The sequence below is a fragment of the Herbiconiux sp. FW305-C-125 genome (assembly GCF_058783455.1).
Genome location: NZ_JBYSYO010000005.1, coordinates 73254 through 93776 on the forward strand (window position 1 = coordinate 73254; position 20523 = coordinate 93776).

Annotated in this window: 20 protein-coding genes and 1 pseudogene; 12 read left to right on the forward strand and 9 right to left on the reverse strand. The window is 71.1% G+C overall.

Annotation, left to right across the window (positions count from 1 at the left end; genetic code table 11):
- The first annotated feature begins 67 nt into the window (after positions 1 to 67).
- The 7 genes from AC3WLB_RS13860 (at position 68) to AC3WLB_RS13890 (ending at position 9420) form a co-directional block, all read left to right on the forward strand.
- Positions 68 to 1309 (forward strand): ROK family protein, encoded by a 1242-nt coding sequence (locus tag AC3WLB_RS13860; RefSeq protein WP_492506902.1) that lies wholly within the window; start codon positions 68 to 70, stop codon positions 1307 to 1309.
- On the forward strand, positions 1306 to 3177 hold the full coding sequence (locus AC3WLB_RS13865) for a class I mannose-6-phosphate isomerase (protein WP_492506904.1): 1872 nt from the start codon (positions 1306 to 1308) through the stop codon (positions 3175 to 3177). The genes AC3WLB_RS13860 and AC3WLB_RS13865 overlap by 4 nt, the downstream gene beginning before the upstream one ends.
- Complete coding sequence (locus AC3WLB_RS13870; protein WP_022897222.1) at positions 3174 to 4454, forward strand: extracellular solute-binding protein; 1281 nt, start codon at positions 3174 to 3176, stop codon at positions 4452 to 4454. The genes AC3WLB_RS13865 and AC3WLB_RS13870 overlap by 4 nt, the downstream gene beginning before the upstream one ends.
- Before the next feature lie 15 nt (positions 4455 to 4469).
- Positions 4470 to 5348 carry a carbohydrate ABC transporter permease gene (locus AC3WLB_RS13875; protein WP_022897221.1) on the forward strand — a complete coding sequence of 293 codons (879 nt, stop codon included), beginning with the start codon at positions 4470 to 4472 and terminating at the stop codon, positions 5346 to 5348.
- 9 nt (positions 5349 to 5357) lie between these two features.
- Positions 5358 to 6170: a carbohydrate ABC transporter permease gene (locus tag AC3WLB_RS13880; RefSeq protein WP_022897220.1), complete on the forward strand. Its 813-nt coding sequence runs from the start codon at positions 5358 to 5360 to the stop codon at positions 6168 to 6170.
- A 10-nt stretch (positions 6171 to 6180) separates the two neighbouring features.
- Positions 6181 to 8343, forward strand: coding sequence for a glucosidase family protein (locus AC3WLB_RS13885; protein WP_492506907.1), 2163 nt, complete (start codon positions 6181 to 6183; stop codon positions 8341 to 8343).
- Positions 8344 to 8541: 198 nt separating this feature from the next.
- On the forward strand, positions 8542 to 9420 hold the full coding sequence (locus AC3WLB_RS13890) for a hypothetical protein (RefSeq protein ID WP_492506909.1): 879 nt from the start codon (positions 8542 to 8544) through the stop codon (positions 9418 to 9420).
- Positions 9421 to 9439: 19 nt separating this feature from the next.
- Here the strand turns inward: AC3WLB_RS13890 and AC3WLB_RS13895 are convergent, their stop codons facing one another.
- A complete protein-coding gene (locus AC3WLB_RS13895) occupies positions 9440 to 10624 on the reverse strand; it encodes an epoxide hydrolase family protein (protein ID WP_492506911.1) in 1185 nt (394 codons plus the stop codon).
- A gap of 211 nt (positions 10625 to 10835) precedes the next feature.
- Here AC3WLB_RS13895 and AC3WLB_RS13900 point away from each other — a divergent pair, with 211 nt between their 5' ends.
- Positions 10836 to 11183, forward strand: coding sequence for a hypothetical protein (locus tag AC3WLB_RS13900; protein ID WP_492506913.1), 348 nt, complete (start codon positions 10836 to 10838; stop codon positions 11181 to 11183).
- Positions 11184 to 11214: 31 nt separating this feature from the next.
- Here the strand turns inward: AC3WLB_RS13900 and AC3WLB_RS13905 are convergent, their stop codons facing one another.
- From AC3WLB_RS13905 to AC3WLB_RS13915, 3 genes and pseudogenes are all read right to left on the reverse strand, one after another.
- On the reverse strand, positions 11215 to 12078 hold the full coding sequence (locus AC3WLB_RS13905; RefSeq protein ID WP_492506915.1) for a G5 domain-containing protein: 864 nt from the start codon (positions 12076 to 12078) through the stop codon (positions 11215 to 11217).
- A 36-nt stretch (positions 12079 to 12114) separates the two neighbouring features.
- Positions 12115 to 12183 (reverse strand): annotated as a pseudogene (locus tag AC3WLB_RS13910) (DUF2510 domain-containing protein); the annotation flags it as partial.
- 203 nt (positions 12184 to 12386) lie between these two features.
- On the reverse strand, positions 12387 to 12719 hold the full coding sequence (locus AC3WLB_RS13915; RefSeq protein ID WP_492506916.1) for a hypothetical protein: 333 nt from the start codon (positions 12717 to 12719) through the stop codon (positions 12387 to 12389).
- A 97-nt stretch (positions 12720 to 12816) separates the two neighbouring features.
- Between AC3WLB_RS13915 and AC3WLB_RS13920 the strand changes: the two genes are divergently transcribed.
- Complete coding sequence (locus AC3WLB_RS13920; protein ID WP_492506918.1) at positions 12817 to 13146, forward strand: hypothetical protein; 330 nt, start codon at positions 12817 to 12819, stop codon at positions 13144 to 13146.
- Between the two features lie 4 nt (positions 13147 to 13150).
- Here AC3WLB_RS13920 and AC3WLB_RS13925 read toward each other — a convergent pair whose 3' ends face one another.
- The 4 genes from AC3WLB_RS13925 to AC3WLB_RS13940 all read right to left on the reverse strand — a co-directional run bounded on the left by AC3WLB_RS13925 (position 13151) and on the right by AC3WLB_RS13940 (position 16771).
- Positions 13151 to 13645: an SRPBCC family protein gene (locus tag AC3WLB_RS13925; RefSeq protein ID WP_492506920.1), complete on the reverse strand. Its 495-nt coding sequence runs from the start codon at positions 13643 to 13645 to the stop codon at positions 13151 to 13153.
- A complete protein-coding gene (locus AC3WLB_RS13930; protein WP_492506922.1) occupies positions 13626 to 14006 on the reverse strand; it encodes an ArsR/SmtB family transcription factor in 381 nt (126 codons plus the stop codon). The genes AC3WLB_RS13925 and AC3WLB_RS13930 overlap by 20 nt, the downstream gene beginning before the upstream one ends.
- 69 nt (positions 14007 to 14075) lie before the next feature.
- Positions 14076 to 15641 (reverse strand): polysaccharide deacetylase family protein, encoded by a 1566-nt coding sequence (locus tag AC3WLB_RS13935; protein ID WP_492506924.1) that lies wholly within the window; start codon positions 15639 to 15641, stop codon positions 14076 to 14078.
- 275 nt (positions 15642 to 15916) lie between these two features.
- Entirely contained in the window at positions 15917 to 16771 is an 855-nt protein-coding gene (locus AC3WLB_RS13940) for a hypothetical protein (RefSeq protein ID WP_492506926.1), read from the reverse strand.
- Positions 16772 to 17067: 296 nt separating this feature from the next.
- On the opposite strand from AC3WLB_RS13940, the gene AC3WLB_RS13945 reads away from it, so the two are divergent.
- A complete protein-coding gene (locus AC3WLB_RS13945) occupies positions 17068 to 17601 on the forward strand; it encodes a cupin domain-containing protein (RefSeq protein WP_492506928.1) in 534 nt (177 codons plus the stop codon).
- A gap of 19 nt (positions 17602 to 17620) precedes the next feature.
- Here the strand turns inward: AC3WLB_RS13945 and AC3WLB_RS13950 are convergent, their stop codons facing one another.
- Positions 17621 to 17941 carry an ArsR/SmtB family transcription factor gene (locus tag AC3WLB_RS13950; protein ID WP_492506930.1) on the reverse strand — a complete coding sequence of 107 codons (321 nt, stop codon included), beginning with the start codon at positions 17939 to 17941 and terminating at the stop codon, positions 17621 to 17623.
- A 71-nt stretch (positions 17942 to 18012) separates the two neighbouring features.
- On the opposite strand from AC3WLB_RS13950, the gene AC3WLB_RS13955 reads away from it, so the two are divergent.
- Both AC3WLB_RS13955 and AC3WLB_RS13960 read left to right on the forward strand, forming a co-directional pair.
- Positions 18013 to 19239, forward strand: coding sequence for an MFS transporter (locus tag AC3WLB_RS13955; RefSeq protein WP_492506932.1), 1227 nt, complete (start codon positions 18013 to 18015; stop codon positions 19237 to 19239).
- A gap of 98 nt (positions 19240 to 19337) precedes the next feature.
- A complete protein-coding gene (locus AC3WLB_RS13960; RefSeq protein WP_492506934.1) occupies positions 19338 to 20519 on the forward strand; it encodes a hypothetical protein in 1182 nt (393 codons plus the stop codon).
- Positions 20520 to 20523 lie beyond the last annotated feature (4 nt).

Genomic DNA, 20523 nt, shown 5'->3' on the forward strand with positions numbered 1-20523 from the left:
CTGCTGGTATCGCTCGCTGAGGGCCGGCCCGCCCCGCCCACCGCCCCACATCAGAGAGGATGCGCCGATGACCGAGCTCTGCATCGACTTCGGCGGATCGGCGATCAAGCTCGGTGTCTGCGACGACGGCCGCGTCCTGGCGCGCTCTGAGCTGCCGGTGCAGGGCACCCCCGCGGACCTCGACCGCGCCGCCGCCGAACTCCGCCGCCTGGCCGACACCCTGCCCGTGACGCAAGCGCCCGTGGGCGGGGCGGCCAGCGCTGCACCGAGCCATGACGCGAGGGAAGCGGGCGCAGGTGGAGCCGACGGTGGGGTTGCTCTACGCGACGCGCGGGCGGCGGGCGGGGACGCCGTCGGCGGAGCGCGGGCGTGGGGCGGCGCATCCGTCGTCGCGATCGGGGTGCCGGGCGTGGTCGACCGGCGTCGGTCGGCGCTCGTCGCCGCCCACGACAAGTACGGGTACCTCGCGGGGCGCGACCTCGACGCGTGGGCCCGCGAGACGTTCGGGCTGCCGGCGGTGGTCGAGAACGACGCTCGCGCCGCCCTGCTCGGCGAGGCACGCTACGGCGTCGCCCGCGGCGCACAGAACGCGGTGATCGCCGTGTTCGGCACGGGCATCGGCACCGCCGCGCTGCTCGACGGCCGGCTGCTGCACGGTAGCCACGATCACGCCGGCATCCTCGGCGGCCACGTCACCGTCGACCTCGACGGCCCGGTCTGCAACTGCGGCAACGTCGGCTGCGCCGAGGCGATCGCCAGCACCTGGGCCCTCGACCGCTCCCTCGCCGCCATCGAACGCCGCGGGGCGGCAACCGAGCCGGACACCGCGGACAACTCCAAACGAAATGGCGAGCTCGGCGCTATTGCTGCCGCTCAGCACGACGATTGGAGAACTCCGCGCGATCGCACCGGGAGGGGCGACGGCACTGGCGCCAGCACCGGCGGGGCGACGCTGCGCGCCCGGATCGACGCGGGGCACGCGGTCGGCATCGCCGACATCGTCGAGACGCTCGAGCACCCCGACTCCCGCGCGCTGCTCGACCTCTACCTCCGCGCCTGGAGCGCCGCCATCGTCGGCCTCTGCCACGCCTACGACCCCGACGTCGTCATCGTGTCGGGCGGCGTGATGCGCTCGGCGCAGCTGATCCTTCCCGCCCTGACCGAACAGGTGCACGCGCACCTCTGGTCGTCGTCGTTCCGGCCGCCGCTCGTGGTGCCCGAGCATCCCGACAGCTCCGTCGTGCTCGGGCTCTCCGCCCTGGCGCACCCGACCGACGACGCCGCAACCGAAAGGCCCCGCACCCGATGAGTTCCCGCCCGTCGAGCTACGACAAACAGCCCACCATCCCGCTCCCCGACGGCGCCACCGTGCTCCGTGGCGGCGCGGCCTGGGCCGCGGTCGACACCGCAGCCCGCGAGCGCAGCGGTGGCCGCGCACCCGTCATCGCGATCGACACCTACCCCGGCGTCGACCTCCCTGCCTTCACGAAGGCCGTCGCCGCCGCGCTGCCCGACTACGAGATCGTCGACATCGAGGATGCCGCGGCGCTTCCCATCGAGACCATCGACCGCCTCATCGCGCCCAACCTCACCGACGACCGGGTCTTCGGTGTGTTGAGCCACCTCTCCCTTCCCGCGTTCTACGATGCCGAGCGCCTCGCCACGATGCGGCGGCGCCTGACCGGCGGCGACCGAGCCAGGGACGCCGACGCCCGCCCCACCGTCGTGATCGGCTGGGGCGCCGAACTCGCCGCCCCGAACGCCGACGCCCTCGTGCTCGTCGACCTCGCCCGCTGGGAACTGCAGCTGCGCCTCCGTGCCGGCGCCACCAATTGGCGCACGCCGAACTCCGCCGAGGAGCCGCTGCGCAAGTACAAGCGCGGCTTCTTCGTGGAGTGGCGCATCGCCGACCGCCACAAGCGCCGCTTCTTCGACCACGTCGACTTCGTGGTCGACGGCGCCGCGCGCGACGCGACCGGCGGCATGGTGACGGGCGACGCCTTCCGCGGCGCGCTCGAACACGCTACCACCGGCCCGATGCGCGTCGTGCCGTTCTTCGACCCCGGCGTCTGGGGCGGCCACTGGATGCAGGACCGCCTCGACCTCGAACCCGCCGCCAACAACTACGCCTGGTGCTTCGACTGCGTGCCCGAGGAGAACTCGCTGCTGCTCGAGGGCCCCACCCCGGAGGGGGAGCGCGCCGTGGTCGAGATCCCCGCCATCGATCTCGTGCTGCAGCAGCCGCGTGAACTCCTCGGCGCCAAGACCTTCGCGCGGTTCGGGGCCGAGTTCCCCATCCGCTTCGACTTCCTCGACACCATGGGCGGCGGCAACCTCTCGCTCCAGGTGCATCCGCTCACCGACTACATCCAGCAGACCTTCGGCATGCATTACACGCAGGACGAGAGCTACTACCTGCTCGACGCCGACGACGACGCGGTGGTCTACCTCGGCATCAAGGACGGGACCGACCCGGCCGAGATGATGGCGGCGCTCCGGGCGGCGACGGATGGGGAGCATCCGTTCGACGCCGACCGCTTCGTCAACTCCTACCCGGCCAAGAAGCACGACCACTTCGCCATCCCCGCCGGCACCGTGCACGCGTCCGGCGCGAACTCGATGGTGCTCGAGATCTCGGCGACGCCGTTCATCTTCACCTTCAAGCTCTGGGACTGGGGACGCCTCGGCCTCGACGGTGTTCCGCGCCCGGTCCACCTCGAGCACGGCGGCAACAACATCCAGTGGGACCGCACCACCGGATGGGTGGCCGAGAACCTGCTCGACCAGGTCGAGACGCTCGAGGAGCACCCGAACGGCGACCGCGAGGAGCGCACGGGCCTGCACGAGCTCGAGTTCATCGAGGTGCGCCGCAACTGGTTCGCCGACGTGGCCGCGCACGACACCGAGGGCACGGTCAACGTGCTGAACCTCGTGGAGGGCGACGAGGTCGAGGTCGTGAGCCCCACCGGCGCCTTCCCGCCCTACACCGTGCACTACGCCGAGACGTTCATCGTGCCGGCGGCGGTGGGGCCCTACCTCATCCGGCGCACCCCGAACTCGGTGAGCGAACGCTTCGCCACCGTCAAAGCCTCCGTGCGCGGCACGGAAGACCCAACGCACACCACCCCGCACCACGCAGTACCGACGAACCACAGAGAACGAGGGAGTTCACGATGAAATCGACGACACGGAGGCTCGGCCTCCTGGCCACCGTCTCGGTTGCCGCCCTGGCCCTGACCGCCTGCTCCGGCGGCGGAGGCGGCTCCAGCGACGGCGCCACCACCGGCACCCTGAACTTCTACACCGACAAGGCGGCCTGGGAGCCCGACTTCGACACGCTGAGCGAGACCTCGAGCTCCGACGTCGACATCGAGCTGAACACCACCGGGTACTCGGATGCGAACCAGTACGACGCGTTCATCCGCCAGTCGTTCCGCACCAACAAGAGCCCGGGGCTGTTCAGCTGGCACACCGGGTCGTCGCTCAAGGAGCTCGTCGATGAGAACCTCGTCGCCGAGACCACCGACATCTGGGACAAGGCGATCAAAGACGGCTACGTCAGTGAAGACCTGAAGAAGTACTACACGATCGACGGCAAGCAGTACTGCGTGCCGATGAACATCGCCTACTGGATCATGTACTACAACAAGAAGATCTTCGACGAGAACGGCCTCGAGAAGCCCACCACCTGGGACGAACTGATGCAGGACGCCGCGACCCTCAAGGCCAACGGTGTCACGCCGTTCTACCAGACCAGCGTGCTGTTCACCTTCCCCTGGTTCCAGCAGCTCGTCGCCGGCACGGACCCCGAGCTCTACAACGGGCTCTCGACCGGCGAGGTGAAGTACACCGACCCGCGCATCGTCGACATCATGAACGTCTGGCTCGACCAGCAGAAGAAGGGCTGGTTCAGCGACGCCGGCAGCACCACCGACCCGGCGGTCATGCTGAAGCAGGGCGACATGGCCATGATCAACTTCGGCAGCTTCTTCGGGGCGTCGCTGGATGCCGCGGGCATGACCCAGGGCACCGACTACGACTTCTTCGTGATCCCCGCGGTGAACTCCGACGTCGACCCGAACGCCGTCGCGGTCGAGACCGGCCCGCTCTGCACCGCCGAGAACTCGCCCCAGCGCGACCTCGGCATGGCTTTCGCCGAGTGGTGGATGAGCCCGGATGCGCAGAGCGCGTGGAGCGAGGCGCGCGGCGACGTGCCGTTCAACCCGAAGGCGACGGTGGCCAACCAGGCCCTGAGCGAGCTCGGCACCTCGGTGGCGACCGACGACCAGCTCGTCGAGCGGTACTTCGAGGCGACGCCCACCCCCATCCTCACCGTGGCACTGGAGCAGTTCGGGGCGTTCAACGCGAACCCGGGCGACCCGCTGCCGTTCCTGCAGAAGATCCAGGATGCGGCCGACGCGTACTGGGCCGACCAGGGCACCGACCAGAAGTAAGAAACGGAAGCCTTCGTGTCTCGTCGTGACTCGACCAGCTACCAGTGGTCCGCCCGGGGCTTCATCGCCCCGGGCGTGATCCTGGTGGCGGTGCTGCTCTACGCACCGCTGCTCTGGACGACCTACCTCAGCTTCACCGAGTACAACGGGCTCGGCGACCCCGACTGGGTGGGCCTGGCCAACTACGGCGCGATGTTCGCCGACCCCGAGTTCTTCGGCTCGCTCGGCAACACGCTGCTCTGGGTGGCCGGCACGCTGATCGTGCCGGTGGGGCTCGGCCTCGGCCTCGCCCTGCTCACCTTCGACCTCAAGGGCGGCATCTGGCTGCGGCTGCCGTTCCTCATCCCCTACGCCATCTCGGGCATCGGGGTGGGGCTGATCTGGTCGTTCATCCTGCAGAGCGACGGCGCGCTCGACCAGGCGCTCGCGCTCGTCGGCGTCGTCGATCCGCCCCGCTGGCTGCTGGATGCGCCGCTCAACACCGTCGTGATGATCCTCGCGTCGTCGTGGCAGGGCGTGGGCGTGAACGCGCTGCTGTTCACCATCGGGCTGCAGTCCATCCCGAAGGAGCCGCTCGAGGCGGCCCGCCTCGACGGCGCCCGGGGCGCGCGGCTGTTCGGCAGCATCCTGTGGCCGATGCTGCGCCCGCTGACCGCGGTGGTGATCGGGCTCTCGATCGTGGCGAGCCTCAAGACCTTCGACATCGTGCAGGGCATGACGAAGGGCGGGCCGGGACGGGCATCCGAGACCCTCGCGCTCACCATGTACAAAGACACCTTCGTCAACAGCGACTACGGGCTGGGGTCGGCGATCGCGGTGTTCCTCACCATCGTCACGCTCGTGGCATCCGTGCTCTATCTCCGGCAGCAGCTGTCGAAGAAGAACGAGATCTAGGAGGGCTCGATGTCGAGATTCATCCGCACCGCCGTCTTGATCGTGGCCGGCATCATCTGGTTGCTGCCGGTCTACCTCCTCGTCATCAACGCCGCCAAGTCGCCCGCCGACTTCACCTCGAAGGAGGCGTGGCTGCCGAACGGCTTCGCGCTGTTCGAGAACATGTCGGATGCGCTTTCCCTCTCCGGTCTCGGCGACGCCGTGTTCAGCACGCTCATCTACGCTGTCGTGTCGCCGATCGTCGCCGTGCTCGTCGGCGCCGCCGCCGGGTTCGCGATCGTCGCGCTGCGGCTGAAGCACGGCTTCGCCTGGTTCGTCGTGATCTTCGGCGGCACCGTCTTCCCGCTCCAGATGGTGCTCATCCCGCTGTTCGACGGCTACTCCCGGGTGGGCCTGTTCGACACCCGGCTCGGCATGGTGCTCATCTACACCGCCATCTCGGTGCCGTTCTCGGCGTTCGTGATGCGCAACTTCTTCTCCGGCATCGCGCACAACGTGTTCGAGGCGGCGGTGGTCGACGGAGCATCGACCTGGCGCATCTTCACCCGGGTCTACATCCCGATGTCGCTCAGCGCCCTGGTGGCCATCTTCATCCTGCAGGCCACGTTCGTCTGGAACGACCTGCTGCTCGGGCTCACGCTCAGTCAGTCCGACGACGTGCGGCCCATCGTCACGACGCTCAGCGGCATGCAGAGCACCTACGGGGGTGCGCAGCTGTCGACGGTGCTGGCGGCGGGCATCCTCGTGTCGCTGCCGACGGTCGTGCTGTTCCTGTTCACCCAGAAGTTCTTCGCCAAGGGCCTCGCGCTCGGGCAGTACTAGAGAGATCTCGATGCCGAACCCGCTCATCCCCACGGTCGACGACCTCGCCGCCGACCCGGTCACCCACCACTACGACGACATGATCGCGCCCGCCGGGCTCACGAACTTCCTGGGCACGGTGCGGGTCGAGCACGACCTGACGGCCGTGGGCGCGGCGACCTTCCCGCCGATCGCGCAGGGCGCCGCCGTCACGGGGGTGTTGTTCGTCGACGGGCGGGTGTTCGAGTCGTACGGCGTTCCGGTGACGCACGAGTGGCGGGCCGACCGGGTGGTGCGCACCGCGGAGGTGAACGGGCTGCGGATCGTCACCACCACGGTGTGCGTGCCGGGGGAGACCGCGGTGGCGGTGGATGTCGCGGTCACGGCCCTCGCGCCCGCTTCCGCGGGCGGGCGCACGTCGGCGACGTTCGCGCTCGCGCTCAACGCGCGGGTGACGGATGCGGGGCGGGCCTGGCTCGACGCCGAGCCGCCGGACGCGACGAACAGCGTCGTGGCGACGAGTTCGGCCCTTGTGTTCGGCGACCCGGCCGGGGGCGCGTGGAGTGTGCAGGGGGTCGATGTCCCGAGCGAGGTGCGGCTGAGTGGGATTCCGGTGGGGGAGACCGAGGGGTTCGAGATCGGGATCGGCGGCATGGGCCGTGGCGGTGAGGTGACCGTCGCGCTCGACCTGACCGGCGGCAGCGCGCGGTTCGGGTTCGTACAGGCGATCGCGGCCTCGCGCGCAGAGGCGGAGGCGGTGTTCGCGCGGGTGGCGGCCGACGTGCCCGGAGCGGTGCGGGCATCCGAAGCGCTGTGGAACCGGCAGCTCGAGGCGATCTTCACGCCCGGGAACACCGAGTACTCGGGGCATCTGCCGGTGCTGGACACCGCATCCGACGACCTGCGCCGGCTGTACTGGTGGGGCGCGCTCGGGGTGATCTGGTTCCGGCGCGAGTTCGCGGGGAACGTGCTCGGCCGCAGCTACGACACGCTGATGCCGAACTACTGGTCGACGACCACGTTCATCTGGGACTACAGCCTCAGCTCGGTGTCGCACGCCCTGCTCGACCCGGCCGAGATGAAGCGGCAGCTGACGCACTGGATCGGCAGCGACATCCACACCCACTTCGGCACCTCGTCGCTGACCGGCGGCCCGGTGGGTCGCTGGTACTCGGTGAACGACTACGCCATGACCAGACTGGTGAACGACTACGTGCGCTTCACCGGCGACCGCGGGTATCTCGACGAGGAGATGGCCGACGGACGCACCGTGCGCGAACACCTGCACTCCTGGGCGCTCGCCTGGCAGGGGCTCCGCGGCACGAGCCCGCTGGCCGACTACGGCGGCATCGACAACCTGCTCGAGTGCGTGAGCTCCTACACGCACGAGGTGGCGAGCCTCAACGCGGCGAACGTGTGGTGCCTGCGCACCGCCGCCGAGGTGGCGTCGCTGACGGGCGACGAGGCGCTCGCGGCGTCGCTGCGGGCCGATGCGTCCGCGCTCGTCGGCGACGTGCTCGGCCTCTACGACCCCGGGACAGGTCACTTCGTCGCCCGCCAGCCCGACGGCAGCCGGCTCCCGGTGCGGCACTGCTACGACTTCAACGTCGTGGGCACGACGATCGCCGGTGACCTGCCGGGCGAGCTGCGGGCCGAGATGGTGGCGTTCTTCCAGCGCGAATTGCAGACGGACAACTGGATGCGCGCCCTCTCGCCGTGGGACCCCGACGCGAGCTTCTCGGTGCGGCCCGACCACCAGTGGAACGGCGCCTACCCGGCCTGGCCCGCCGATGCGGCGCGGGCACTGGTCGCGCTCGGCGCGCCGGCGGTGGCGACGGAGTGGATCGGCGGGCTCGTGCGCTCCACCAATCAGGGACCGACCGGTCAGGCGCACTTCGTGGAGGAGGCGCCCGCCGGCATCAACGGCGGGGCGCGCAAGGCACCGCCGCAGCTGCCGTACATCACCGACTGGGCGTGCTCGTCGTCGGGTGCGTGGGTCGCGCTCGTGATCGAGTCGTTGTTCGGGGCGGCCGTGGCGCTCGACGGCTCTCTGTCGGTGGGCGGGCCGGATGCGGGAAGGCCGGCGGTCGCGGCGCTCGACCCCGACGCGGTGCTCCGCGGGCTGCGGGCCGGCGACGAACTCTACGACGTGCACGCCGGCGGTCGCGTCGTCGCGGTGGGCGACGCGGGCTGAGGCGCTGACGCGGGCCGCGGCGTTGACGCAGGCTGGGGCGACGTTGCGCCTGGTGCGCCTGGGCCGGCCGGTACGACTGGGCCGCCCGGTGCGGCCGGTGGCGCGGCGGTGCTCGCGTCGAGCGGGGTGTGGTGGTCGAATGGCAGGAGCTGCGCATCCGTTCGCTCGGGGCGGCTGAGCAGCACGAGAGGATCGCCCGTGGCCGCCAGCACCACCCTGCAGCTCACCTACCGCAATCTGCGGCTCGGCATCGCGGCGACCGTCGTGCTCATCGGGGTGGCGGTCACGCTCGTCACCATCGACGACGGCGTGCTCGTCTCGATCAGCGCCTACTACTACACACCCGCCCGCAACGTGCTGGTCGGGGCCCTGGTGGCGGCGGCCCTCGGCATGCTCGCGCTCTCGGGGCGCGGCGTGCAGCGGGCACTGCTCGACGCGGCGGCCCTGTTCGCGCCGCTGATCGCGCTGGTGCCGACCCTGCTCACGCCGTCGAAGTCGCCGGGGGCGGCCGACGACGTCTGCGGTGCGGCGGCGACCTGCATCCCTTCCGCGGTGCTGCCCGACGTCGAGATCGGCGTCTGGACCTACCTCATCGTCGGCACCGGAGCCGTGGTCGTCGCGATCGTCGTGGCGTCGGTGCGCGCCGCGCGGGAGGGGTGGGCGGCCGTGCGGTCGCTCGTGCCGTCGTTCGCCATCGCGATCGCGGTGCTGGTCGTCGTCTTCATGGCCTGGACGGCACAGCGCGAGGCGTTCCTGGCATCGACGCACCTGGCCGCATCGGTGGTGTTCTTCGGGCTCATCGCGGGGGTCGCGGTCGCCAACGCGATCGAACCGGCCGACCACCCCACCTGGCGCTTTCCCGCCGCGCTGCGGGTGGCGTACTGGGTCATCGCGGTCGCGCTCGTGGTCGACCTGCTCGGCCTCATCGTCGTGGTGGGCTCGGGGCTCGCCGTCGAGGTGACGCCCTCGCCGCTGTTCGTGGGCGAGGCGATCGCGCTGGGGCTCTTCGTCGTGTTCTGGGTGGTCCAGTCGGTGCAGAAGTGGAACGAGGACGACCCGCGCATCCGCGCCGTCTGAGCCGTGTGAGCTGCCTGCGCTAAACGGCGCGGTAGGGGCGGAAGAAGTCGCGCAGCTCCTCGGCGTAGCGCGCGGGTTGCTCGAAGGCGGCGAAGTGCCCGCCCCGTTCGGGCTCGGTCACCCGCACCGTGTTGGCGCTGCGGTCGAGCCAGGCCCGCGGCGGGGTGAGGATGTCGCTGCGGAACAGCGAGAAGCCGCTCGGCACCTCCACGCGGCGTGCGAGCTGCTCGGGCGGGAGGGCGGCGTTCGCGTGGTACATCCGCATCGATGAGCCGATGGTTTCCGTGAGCCAGTAGATCATGACGTTCGTGAGGATCTCGTCGTTGCTGTAGGCGCTCGACAGATCGCCGTCCGGCCCGCAGTCGCTCCACGAACGGAGCTTCTCCACGATCCACGCCGCGAGACCGGCCGGTGAATCGGTGAGCCCCACAGCGGCCGTCTGCGGTTTGGTGCGGTGCATCGCACCGTAGGCGCCCTCGGCGGCGAGCCAGCGTGCGCCGTCGTCGATCCACCGCTGTTCCTCGACGGTGAGCTCGGCGCCGTCGCCGAGCGGGCGGGGAACGCCGGCGTCGGTGCGGTGCACCGCGGGCATCCGTTCGGGATACTCGAGCGCGAGGTAACGGCTGACATGGCTGCCCATGTCGCCACCGCTCGCGCCGAAGCGCTCGTAGCCGAGCCCGGTCATGAGCTCCGCCCAGAGGTGCGCGACGTCGAGCGAGCTCCGCGGCCGGTCGGTGGGCCGCTCGGAATAGCCGTAGCCCGGCAGGTCGGGCACGACGACGTCGAAGGCGTCGGCGGGGTCGGCGCCGTGCGCGCCCGGGTCGGTGAGCAGTGGGATGAGCTTGCTGTACCGCCAGAACGAGTCGGGCCAGCCATGGGTGAGCACGAGCGGCAGCGGTCGCAGACCCGGCGCGGCCACCGCGCGGGCGTGGACGAAGTGGATGCTGAGCGGCGCGGGCTCACCGAGGGTCACCCGGTAGTGCGGCAGCTGGTTCAGCGCCGCCTCCTGAGCCGGCCAGTCGAACTCCTCGGCCCAGTACCGCACCAACTCGCGGAGGTAATCGATGTCGGCACCGAGCCCCCAGCCGCCCTCGTCGAGCCGGTCGGGCCAGCGGATGGCCCGGAGGCGCCGCCGCAGGTCGTCGAGCGCGGCGGGGTCGGTCTGCAGGTCGAATCGCTGAGGCTGGAACGACGGCTCGGGCATGCCGGAACCCTACTGCCGTCGGGCGCAGTGCGGAAGGTGGAGCGGGGCCGGCCCGCGCACCCGTGTCGACGGATTCGGCGTCCGCAACGACGGAGATCGCGGCCCGATGACTGGGCCGACGGAGTCACAGCCCGGCAGCGGCCGCGCAGTCCGTCGTTGCGGGATGTGCCGCTGATGCGTGGCCGGATGCGCGGTGCGCTAGCGTCGGAGGGTGGACCAGGACGGATGGATCGAACACCGCCGCGGCGACAGGGAACTCCTCGGCTGGATGCGGCCGGAGGGCGACGGCTTCGTCGTCATCGACCTGCTCGGCCGGGAGATCAGCGCCGCGCTCGACTGGTTCGCCGCCGAGGAACTGCTCGATGAGGCGGGGCTGCGCTACCTCGCCGAACCGTTCGAGCTCGAGCGCGCTGACGGCTCGCCGCTCCGGGTACGCCTGACCGAGGTCAGCACGCGGCGCATCCGGGTGAAGAAGGACGACTACGGCGACATCACGGCATCCCTCGTCGAGTACGAGCTGCCCTGGCCCCTCCCCGCCGAGTTGCGCCCGCTGGCCTGAGCAGAACGACGCGCGACTGCCCGGCGCAGCCTCAGTCGCAGGCGATGCCGTCGCCGTCCCGGTCGAGGTCGTAGATGTCGGAGCCGATCACGGTCACCGGTCCCTGCACGTACGCCGGCCCGTTGCCGCTCCCGCCGGCGCAGTCGACGTCGGACGCGATGGGGACGCACGCCCCGCTGTAGTTCGGGTCGCATCCGCCGCCCTCATCGGGTGCCGGCTCGGCTTCGGGCGCGGGTGGGGGTGCGGGCTGGCCGACGCCGACCGCGGTGACCTCGTCGACGGGAGGCACGGTCACGGTCTCGGAGACGAGCGTCCGCCCCTTCTCCACGCCGTCGACCAGCGTCACCTGCCAGGTCGTCACCTTCGTGCCGGGGACGCCGGGCGTCACGATGACGTTCGTTCCCACCTCCTGGGCCGGCTCGTCGTAGCTCGTGTGCCCGAACGGGATCTGCTCGGGCACGTCCACCGTGGTCACGGTGACGACGGGCTTCGGTGACGGCGTCGGCGTCGGAGTGGGTGTCGGCGTCCCGGTCGCAGAGGATGCCGCGCCTGAGCCCGATGGGCCCGCCACCGGAGCCGAGCCCACGGCGGCGAAATCCACCACCGTTCCCGTCGACGGGCCGGACGGATGCGGCGCGACGACCGCGCCGAGCAGCAGCACCGCGACAGCCACACCGAGCGCGCCGCCGCCCGCCCCGCGCGCACGCGGAAGGTTGAGCCAGCCCGGGCGGCCGGTGACGAGAGTCCAGATGCCGCCGCCGAGCACGAAGAGGGCGACGCCCACCAGGAATCCGCCGGCGCCACTGCCGGGGATGGCGATGACACCGACCAGGAGCGCGACGCCGCCGACGATCCAGGTGGCCGACGTCGGGCGCCAGCGGCGACCGCGCGTCACGGACGATGCCGCGACGGGCGGGGGAGCAGCCGGAGGAAGGGCGGCGCGGTATCCGTCGGTCCAGCGGGTGCCGTCCCACCAGCGCTCACGGCCGGGTGCTCGGATCGGGGAACCAGCCGGCGGGCGGCAGCGGTGTGCTCATGGCATCGCAATCGGGTCGAGAGCGGAGGGCTCGGGTCGGTGCGGCCGGGTACGCGCCGGGTGAACGCGCATCCGCACCGTGCGAGGAGACTACAGGTGTCGGTTAAGAGTGCTGTAGCCCCTCTTCGGGTGGCTCGGGCGGGCCCGGCCCCCGGGCATAGGCGCGCTCAGAGTGCGGGCGACTCAGGGGACTCAGGGGACTCAGGGGACTCGGGCGGCTCGGCGGACGCGGGCGGCTCGGCGGGCAAGACGTGCTCGAGGTAGCCGCCCGCCGCGTCGCGCACCCGCCAGCCGCTCGAGCGCAGGCGCGGGTTGAGGCCGCGGCGGCGCCAGTGCGTGTCGAAGAGCATCGCGCCGGTCACCATGCGCGTCACCGACTCGTCGTCGGCGTCGGAGAGCGCCATCGCCCGCGGATCCATGTCGACGATCTGCGCGTCCTTGAACGCGTCCTCGTCGTCGACCTCGACCTCCAGCTCGATCACGATGCGATACGTCGCCATGCTGTCAGGCTACCCGGAACGGCCGTTTTGACGGATGCTCAGGATGCGCGCTAGGGTGTCGCCGGGACGGGCGCGCGGAGAGACGCGAGGCCCCGTCGTGCGCAGACCGCGCTTGATCATCGTCGACCGGTTCGACGAGCTCGCCACGGGGTCGCGCTACGTGTTCTCGTTCATCGAGATCACGTCGACCCTCACCGTGCTGCGCTTCCTCGGGCTGACGGATGCCTTTCCGGCCGAGCTGCTGCAGCTCGCCCCGACCCTGCGTGACGACACGGGTCGCGTCTATCCGCTGGTCGCGACCGCCACCGGCACACTGCTCCCGCTCGAGGTGATGCTGGGCTACCAGGGTGCGCCTGCGCCGACGGTGCGGGTGCTGAAGCTCGTCGGGCCCGATCGGCGCATCCTGCAGGTCGTGCGACTGCGGTGAGACGTCAGGACGTCGCGGCGCCGAGGACGTCGTCGATCTTGCCGAGCGCCAGGCGCATCCCCTCCTCCATCCCCATCTGCACGAGCTGATCCATCTGCTCGACCGACTCGAAGGCGTTCACCGTCGTCATGCGGGTGCGGCCGTCGACCACGTCGATCTGCACCGACTGGCGGATCAGGGGCATCGTCTCATCGGGCGAGTCGTCGTCGTGCGCGAAGCCGTCGATGAACGCCAGATGCGTGGGTGCGTCGACCTCGGTGATGCGCCACCAGCCGTGCGCCTCATCGCCCTCCGGCCCCGTCATGTAATAGTGCGACTCGCCACCGACCACCAGGTCGTGCTGCGTGAACGTGGCGGGCCAGGTCGGCGGGCCCCACCAGAGCTCGAGCTGGCGCGGGTCGGACCAGAGCTGCCACACGCGGTCCACGCCGGCGTCGAACTCGGCGACGAAGGTGAGGGTGAGAGCCTCGGTGTTCTTCTCAGTGCTGATGACCGGCATCGGTCGTTCCTTTCGTGCTGGAGGGGGGAGTCGCGGATACGACGGGTTCGTCGGCGAGGAGCGCAGCCATCCGCTGCACCCGGTCGCGCCAGATGGCCTCGAACTGGTCGAGGAGCTGTGTGGCCCGGTGCAGGGTGTCGAGGTTCGCTCGCACGATCTGCTCCTTTCCGCGCCGCTGCTTCACCACGAGGGCCGAGCGTTCGAGCACCGTGACGTGCTTCTGCACGGCGGCGAAGCTCATCGTGTAGCGCTCGGCGAGACTCGAGATCGACTGCTCGCGCCGGAGGGTGCGACGCACGATATCGCGTCGCGTGCTGTCGGCGAGGGCGTGGAAGACCGCATCCGCGTCGGTCTCGCTCATCAGTTGTGCAACCATTTGGTTATACGTTAGCGAGCCCCGACGAATCGCACAACCTTTTGGTTGTATGAATCAGCCGCGCGAGGTCGTCGTGTGCGCCGGCGGCAGCGTGCCGCCGAGCAGCTGTTGCACCGTCACGGGCGTGAAGCCGCGGCCGAGCAGCCCGTCGAGGATGGCCGGCGTCATGCGCGCCGTGTTCTCGTGCACGTCGTGCAGCAGGATGATCGCTCCCGGGGTTGCCTGACCCACGGCCCGGTCGAGCAGCACGTCGTCGTCGGGCAGCTGCCAGTCGTTCGTGTCGATCGTCCAGAGGATGGCGGGGAGCTCCGTCTGGGCGAGCACCCGGGCGTCGACCGCGCCGTAGGGCGGCCGGAAGGTGGTCGGGCGCTCCCCGGTCACCGCCTTGATGGCCTGGCCGGTGCGGACGAGCTGGTCGGCGATGTCGGGATCGGGCAGCTTCGTGAGATCGGGGTGGTTCCACGTGTGGTTGCCGATCTCGTGGCTCTCGGCGTGCATCCGCGCCACCTCGTCGGGGTAGCGGCCGACGTTCACGCCCTGGAGGAAGAAGGTCGCGGCTGCGCGACGGGCATCGAGTGCGTCGAGCACGGCTGCGGTGTCGGCGCCGGGGCCGTCGTCGAAGGTCACGGCCACGCACGCGAACAGATCGCAGTCGACCGACTCGGCACCCCGCCAGGGTGCGGGCGGCAGGGTGAGCGGGGCTCCGGATGCGAGCACCGACTGCACCTGCGCGCCCGCTTCAGTGAGGAGCCCGGTGGCGGTCGCGGCCGGGACCGTGACGAAGAACGGGTCGGGCCGGTCGCGCGCGGCATCGGCCAGGCGGTCGAGTTCGGGGGTGGTGAAGTCGCTCGGCAGGTGCACGACGAGCGCGCCGTCGGCGGCGAAGGAGAAGTGGGCGGAGAGCGCGCGGAGCTGGTCCATGGGAAAGTCGTCGACGCTCTGCACCATGTCGGGCTGCAGTGCACCGGCACGCACTTTGAGCGACTGCACGACGAGTCGCAGCAGGGTGCGGAGACCGTCGTCGCTCAGCAGTGTGTCGCTTGTCGTGACGAAGGCGCCGGCGGTGTCGGCGTAGTAGACGGTGGTGGCGTCGGCGATGACCTGGCCCTGGTCGGCGGTGAGGATGCGCAGCGCCTCGACGAGCACGGAGCCGGCGGCCGCGACCACCTCGCAGGTGACGGTGAGCGTGCGCCCGCCGCCGGGCGGCGTGAACGCGGGGTCGGCGAGGAGCTCGGCGGCGGGGCGGGTGGCGGAGCCCGGTACGCAGCCGCGGGATTCGGGCGGGATGCCCGGGGCGTCGGCCGCGGGCGTGTAGGGCGTGCCGGTGGCGGCGGTGTGCTCGGCGATGGCGGCGGTGACGCGGCCGCGCAGGGTGTCGGTGAACGGCTGGTTGCCGGGGATCTCGCCCCAGCGAGCGGCCACCCCCGAGGTGTCGCTGTAGAGCAGGCGCACGTCGAGGCCGGGGGCGCTCGGGTCCGCGGGAGCGCCGGCAGCGTCGGGGCCGCTGGGGTCGCCGGCGGAGGCGGCGGCGCCGAGCTGCAGTGCGGCCGGCGCGGGGTCGCGCGGTGCCCAGGGCGGTGCGGCCGGCAGAGAGGCGCACCCGCTGAGCAGCGCGGCCACGGCGATCGCGACGATAGTCGCGGCGCGCCGGCGCCCGGCGCTGAACGGGCGGAGTCGGCCGGTTGGGCCTGACGCCCGCGTCGGTGTCGCCGCTGACCGCGACGCTGGCGCTGGCACCGATCGCGACGCTGACGCCGATCCCGATCCCGGTGCTCGGGTCGATCGCGTTGCGGGAACTGGTACTGGCGCTGGTGCTGGTGCCGATCGCGGTGCGGGAACTGGTGCTGGTGCGTGTGCCGACTGCGGCGCTGGGGCCGATCGCGGTGCTGGGGCCGTCATGGTGTGGCTCCAGCCGGAGGGCTTGGGAGGGATGCGGCCGGAGGGGCCGACGAGGATGCGACCGGAGGCGCCGACGAGGGGGTGGGCGGCGGCGTCGACGCGGGCGCCGCGACGGCGAAGGCCGCGGATGCCGCCAGGTCGGCGGTGACCGTGCGGTAGCGAGGCGCATCCGTCGTGGGTGTGGTGGCGACGAGCGAGAGGGCGAGTGCGGGGCCGGGCGCGCCGCCGACCGGGCTCGGCAGGAGGACCACGAGGGTGGTGGTCGAGTCGCCGGAGACGACGTCGATGTAGCGGACGGTGACCCCGGAGGTCAGTGTCTCCTCGCTCCAGCGGGTGGGCAGCGGGTCTGTCGCCGTCGCGGTGGGGGCGGGTGACGCGGGTGCGACCGTGGCTGCCGGCGCGGTCGCGGCCGCGGTTGTGGACGCAGCAGACGCGGGCGCCGCGGCCGATGCCGAGGTCGGCACGCCGGCCGGGTGGGCCGCGAGCAGGGTGGATTGCACGGCCTCGACCGATGCCGACGACGTGTCGGGCAGCGGCGCGAGCCCGAGCGTCACCCGGTAGACGCCGTCGGGGGAGACGAGCGTTGCCGCATCCTCGGGCAGAAAAGGGCCCACGCCGAGCGCGACCCAGCCGGCCGACACCTCGACGCCGGCGCTGCCCCCGGCATCCTGAACCGTGACCCGAGTGGGTGCCTCGAATCGTTCGCGGGGGGTTTCGGCGAGCACGGGTGGCAGCCACCACAGCGCCAACCCGGCCGCCACGAGCAGCAGCGTCGCGACGACAGCAAGCACGAGCAGCACGATGCGCCCGGGCGTCCATCGACGCTCGAGTCGCTCCCTGGTCGTTGCCATCATCACTCCGGACGGAATCGTCGTCGCGCACCGGCTGGATCTCCGGCGACCGACGGATGCGCCCCCGTCCGTCCGCATCCGTGATCAGGGTAGGCAGCGCCGCCGGTGACGCGGGGGCTGACGCGCCGTCGAGATGGACTCGTTATGCGCTTTCCCCGAACTGGGGGTGCCGGGGGAGCCGCCCACGGCGCGGCCCTCTGTCACGATGATCAGGTGTTTCGCACCATCGCACGCTCGGCGGTGGTGGCCGTGACGGTGGTGCCGTGGCTCGCCCGTCCCCAACGAAGAGGTTCGCCGTGAAGCTCCGCCCCGCATCCGTCGCCGTGCTCGCCTCGGCCGTCGCCCTCACCGTCGCCGTCGGCCTCGCCGGATGCGCGGGGGCGACGCCGGCCGGCGCGCCGAGCTCCTCACCCGCAGCCGGCCCCGCTGCGTCGAGCCCTACGCCGTCAGCCCCCGCGACCGACGCGCCCGTCGTGGTGGAAGAACTCGGCAAGGGCGAGCAGGACGCCGCGGTCGACGTGGAGGTCGACGGCCCGACGCAGGTGGCGTTCCGGCGCATCACCATCCACCCCGGCGCCGGTACGGGCAAGCACTGTCACGACGGTCAGCTGATCGCGGTGGTCGAGCAGGGCGAGTTCACGCACTACGCCCCCATCTACCCCGGTGGTGTGCACGTCTACCACGCCGGCGACTCGATCGTGGAGGGCGCGCACTACGTACACGAGGGCAAGAACGAGGGAACCGAGGACGTCGTGCTGCTCGTCACCTACGTCATCCCCGACGGCGACCCGCTCGCCGAGACCGACCTCAGCCACTGCGACCCGGAGTAGCAGCCAACCCCGCGCCGGCTCAGCCGGCCGGCGGCGCGCCCTCGACCAGTGCCGCGACGAGGCCCGGGAACCGCGCGTCGAGCTCGGCGCGCCGCAGCTGGATGGCGTGCGTGCGGCCGTCGACGATCGTGCGGGTCAGCCCCGCTTCCCGCAGCGCCTTGAAGTGGTGCGCGAGGGTCGACTTCTGCACGTCGAAACCCCAGTCGGGGGCGCTCTTGGAGTGCGGCTCGCCGTCGCCGAGCACGGTGACGATGCGCAGCCGGATGGGGTCGGCCACGGCCCGCAGCACATCCACCAGTTCGACGTCGGCCATGTCGGGCACCGGGTAGTCGTTCGTCATCGTCCCGTCCCTTCCCGGTCGCGTCTCTACAAAATAGTTCGATGCACATCGAACTATGGTACGGTGATCGTATGACATCGATCGAACAATCATACGCGCCTCGGCTCACGTCGCGCTTGGCGATCCTCGCGGTCGGTCTGTTCGTGGTCGGCACCAATGCCTTCGTGATCGCGGGGCTGCTCCCCGCCATCGCCGCGTCGTTCGGCGTCTCGCCCGACCAGGTCAGCTACTCCATCTCCTACTACGCGATCGTGGTGGCCGTCGCGGCACCCGCGCTCTCCATCCTCCTGCCCCGCCTGTCACGCACCACCCTGATGGCCGTCGGCACCGCCCTGGTCGCCGTCGGCACCCTCATCGCGGCAGCCGCACCCGGCCTCGAACTGTTCACCGTCGGCCGGCTCGTCGCCGCCCTGGGCGGCGCGGCTCTCGTGCCCGCCGCGACGGCGGCCGCCGCCGCTCTCGCTCCGGCCAAGCGACGCGGGCGTGCCATCGCCTTCGTCGCCGTCGGATTCACCGCGGCCTCCGCCTTCGGTGCCCCGCTCGGTACCGCGCTGGCATCGCTCGGCGGCTGGCGGCTCCCGCTCTACGCGCTGGCCGGCGTGGCGGCAGGGGTCGCCGTGGCGATCGTCTTCTTCGTGCGCGGGGTGCCGCTCGGTCACGCGGTGTCGGTGCGGCGACGGTTCGCGATCCTCGCCGACCCGCGCATCCTGCTCACTCTCGCCGCCGCTCTGCTCGTCTTCTGCGGCTTCAACGCCGTCTACATCTTCAGCTCCGCCGTCACCGCGCAGGCGACCGACGACTCGAGCTCGCTGCTCGCCGTGCTCCTGCTCGTCTTCGGTGTATCGGGGGTCGTCGGCAACCTGTTCGCCGGCCGGCTCGTCGACCGTCACGGCAGCCGCGTGATGACCGCCGCCACCCTGCTGCTGCAGTTGGCGGCGCTGGCGGCGCTGCCGCTGGTCGCGAGCAGCCTCGTGGGCACCGCCGTGCTGTTCGCGGTGTGGGGCGCCTCGGCCAACGCAGCGACCCTGCCGCTGCAGCACCGGCTGATCGAGATCGACCCGGCCACCTCGGGCATCGCGCTCTCCTGGTTCTCCACGGCCATGTACGCCGGAATCGCCCTCGCACCGCCGCTCGGCGCAACGGCCTTCGGGATCGGTGGCGGTGAGCTCGTGCCGGAGGTGGCATCGGGTGCGCTGCTGCTCGCGCTCGGCGTGTTCCAGCTCGGCTGGCTGCGCCGTCGCGGGGCGGCTGCGGTGCCGACGAATGGGGCCACGACGGGGGCGATCGCGACACGCTGAACCACAGCCGCTGCACATGAGCATTAAACGCAACATGCGTATATGCTGTGTGCGTTCGGCAGGGCCTCGGGGGCGGTGTCACGACGAAAGGCCCTCCCATGCCCTCTGCCCATCGACCTCTGCTGCGGCGGCTCACCCCGGCTCTGGCGGTGGTCGCAACCGCCGCAAGCGTGTTCATCAGCACGCCGGCCGGCGCTGCGACTCCACCGCCGGATGCCCCTCCCGCCATCACCGATCCGATCGCGCTGATCGGCCGGCTGGCTCCCGACCTGCTCGCGGAAACGAGCGCTCCGCCCACTCCCGCCGAGGCGGCGGCGATCCAGGCGCAGACCGGGTCGGCGCCCTTCCGGGCCGATCTGCCGACCGACAGCGCGCATCCGCTGCTCCTGTCGCCCGCCGAGACCGAGGGAGCCGGGCTGCCGGTCTCGCTCACCATCGACGGGGCGCGCGGGCAGGCCCGGCAGCAGCAGGGGGTGACGGTCTTCGCGGCGGACGGTGACGCATCCGCCGCCTATCTGCAGCCGATCATGAACGGCGTGCGCCTGCTCACCGCGCTCGCCGATTCGTCGGCCGGCGAAGACTTCTCCTACACCTTCGATCTACCCGACGGCAGCTACCCGACGCTGTTGCCCGGTGGCGACACCATTCTCTCCGATGCGTCGCACCACTACATCGGTTCGCTCGGCGAGGCGTGGGCGACGGATGCGCAGGGGCGGTCGCTCGCAACCACCTACAGCTGGCGCGGGTCGACTCTGACGCAGCACGTCGAGCTGGCCGGGGCGGCCTTCCCGGTGCTGATCGATCCGACCTGGTACTACACCTACGACTTCTCGGCGACCCTGCCGGGGTACCACGCGCGCTACCCGATGGCGTCCGAGGTCGCCGTCGACCGCCTGCTCCATGGCTGCTTCAACTGCTACTTCCCGATCTTCGGCGCGCCAAGCGCGTACCCGAACGACGGGCAGATCCTCAACCTCAACGCGAGCCCGTTCTCATTGGAGCTCACGGCGGCGCCGGTGCTGAAGCAGACGGCGAATGGCGGGGCGATGCAATTCGTCGCACAGCCCGGTCACTTCGACGGCGCGGGTTCGATGATCACGTTCGTGTGGTACAACGACCCGAGCGGCTACATCCACCTGTACGTGCACGCGAAGGTCATGCGCGATCTCGGGACATTCCTGAATCTCCAGAATTCGCACATCGCCGCCACGAACTGGCTGCTCTACTGGCAGCGGGTCGCCGACCACGCAAGTGGAAGCAGCGGGGGCGGCGGAGTATGACAGA

Excerpts from the sequence above, each read along its gene's own strand:
- AC3WLB_RS13860 (WP_492506902.1), top strand. The coding sequence starts at position 68 with ATGACCGAGCTCTGCATCGACTTCGGCGGATCGGCGATCAAGCTCGGT.
- AC3WLB_RS13865 (WP_492506904.1), top strand. The coding sequence starts at position 1,306 with ATGAGTTCCCGCCCGTCGAGCTACGACAAACAGCCCACCATCCCGCTC.
- AC3WLB_RS13870 (WP_022897222.1), top strand. The coding sequence starts at position 3,174 with ATGAAATCGACGACACGGAGGCTCGGCCTCCTGGCCACCGTCTCGGTT.
- AC3WLB_RS13880 (WP_022897220.1), top strand. The coding sequence starts at position 5,358 with ATGTCGAGATTCATCCGCACCGCCGTCTTGATCGTGGCCGGCATCATC.
- AC3WLB_RS13885 (WP_492506907.1), top strand. The coding sequence starts at position 6,181 with ATGCCGAACCCGCTCATCCCCACGGTCGACGACCTCGCCGCCGACCCG.
- AC3WLB_RS13895 (WP_492506911.1), bottom strand. The coding sequence starts at position 10,624 with ATGCCCGAGCCGTCGTTCCAGCCTCAGCGATTCGACCTGCAGACCGAC.
- AC3WLB_RS13915 (WP_492506916.1), bottom strand. The coding sequence starts at position 12,719 with ATGGCGACGTATCGCATCGTGATCGAGCTGGAGGTCGAGGTCGACGAC.
- AC3WLB_RS13925 (WP_492506920.1), bottom strand. The coding sequence starts at position 13,645 with ATGCCGGTCATCAGCACTGAGAAGAACACCGAGGCTCTCACCCTCACC.
- AC3WLB_RS13930 (WP_492506922.1), bottom strand. The coding sequence starts at position 14,006 with ATGAGCGAGACCGACGCGGATGCGGTCTTCCACGCCCTCGCCGACAGC.
- AC3WLB_RS13940 (WP_492506926.1), bottom strand. The coding sequence starts at position 16,771 with ATGGCAACGACCAGGGAGCGACTCGAGCGTCGATGGACGCCCGGGCGC.
- AC3WLB_RS13950 (WP_492506930.1), bottom strand. The coding sequence starts at position 17,941 with ATGACGAACGACTACCCGGTGCCCGACATGGCCGACGTCGAACTGGTG.
- AC3WLB_RS13955 (WP_492506932.1), top strand. The coding sequence starts at position 18,013 with ATGACATCGATCGAACAATCATACGCGCCTCGGCTCACGTCGCGCTTG.
- AC3WLB_RS13960 (WP_492506934.1), top strand. The coding sequence starts at position 19,338 with ATGCCCTCTGCCCATCGACCTCTGCTGCGGCGGCTCACCCCGGCTCTG.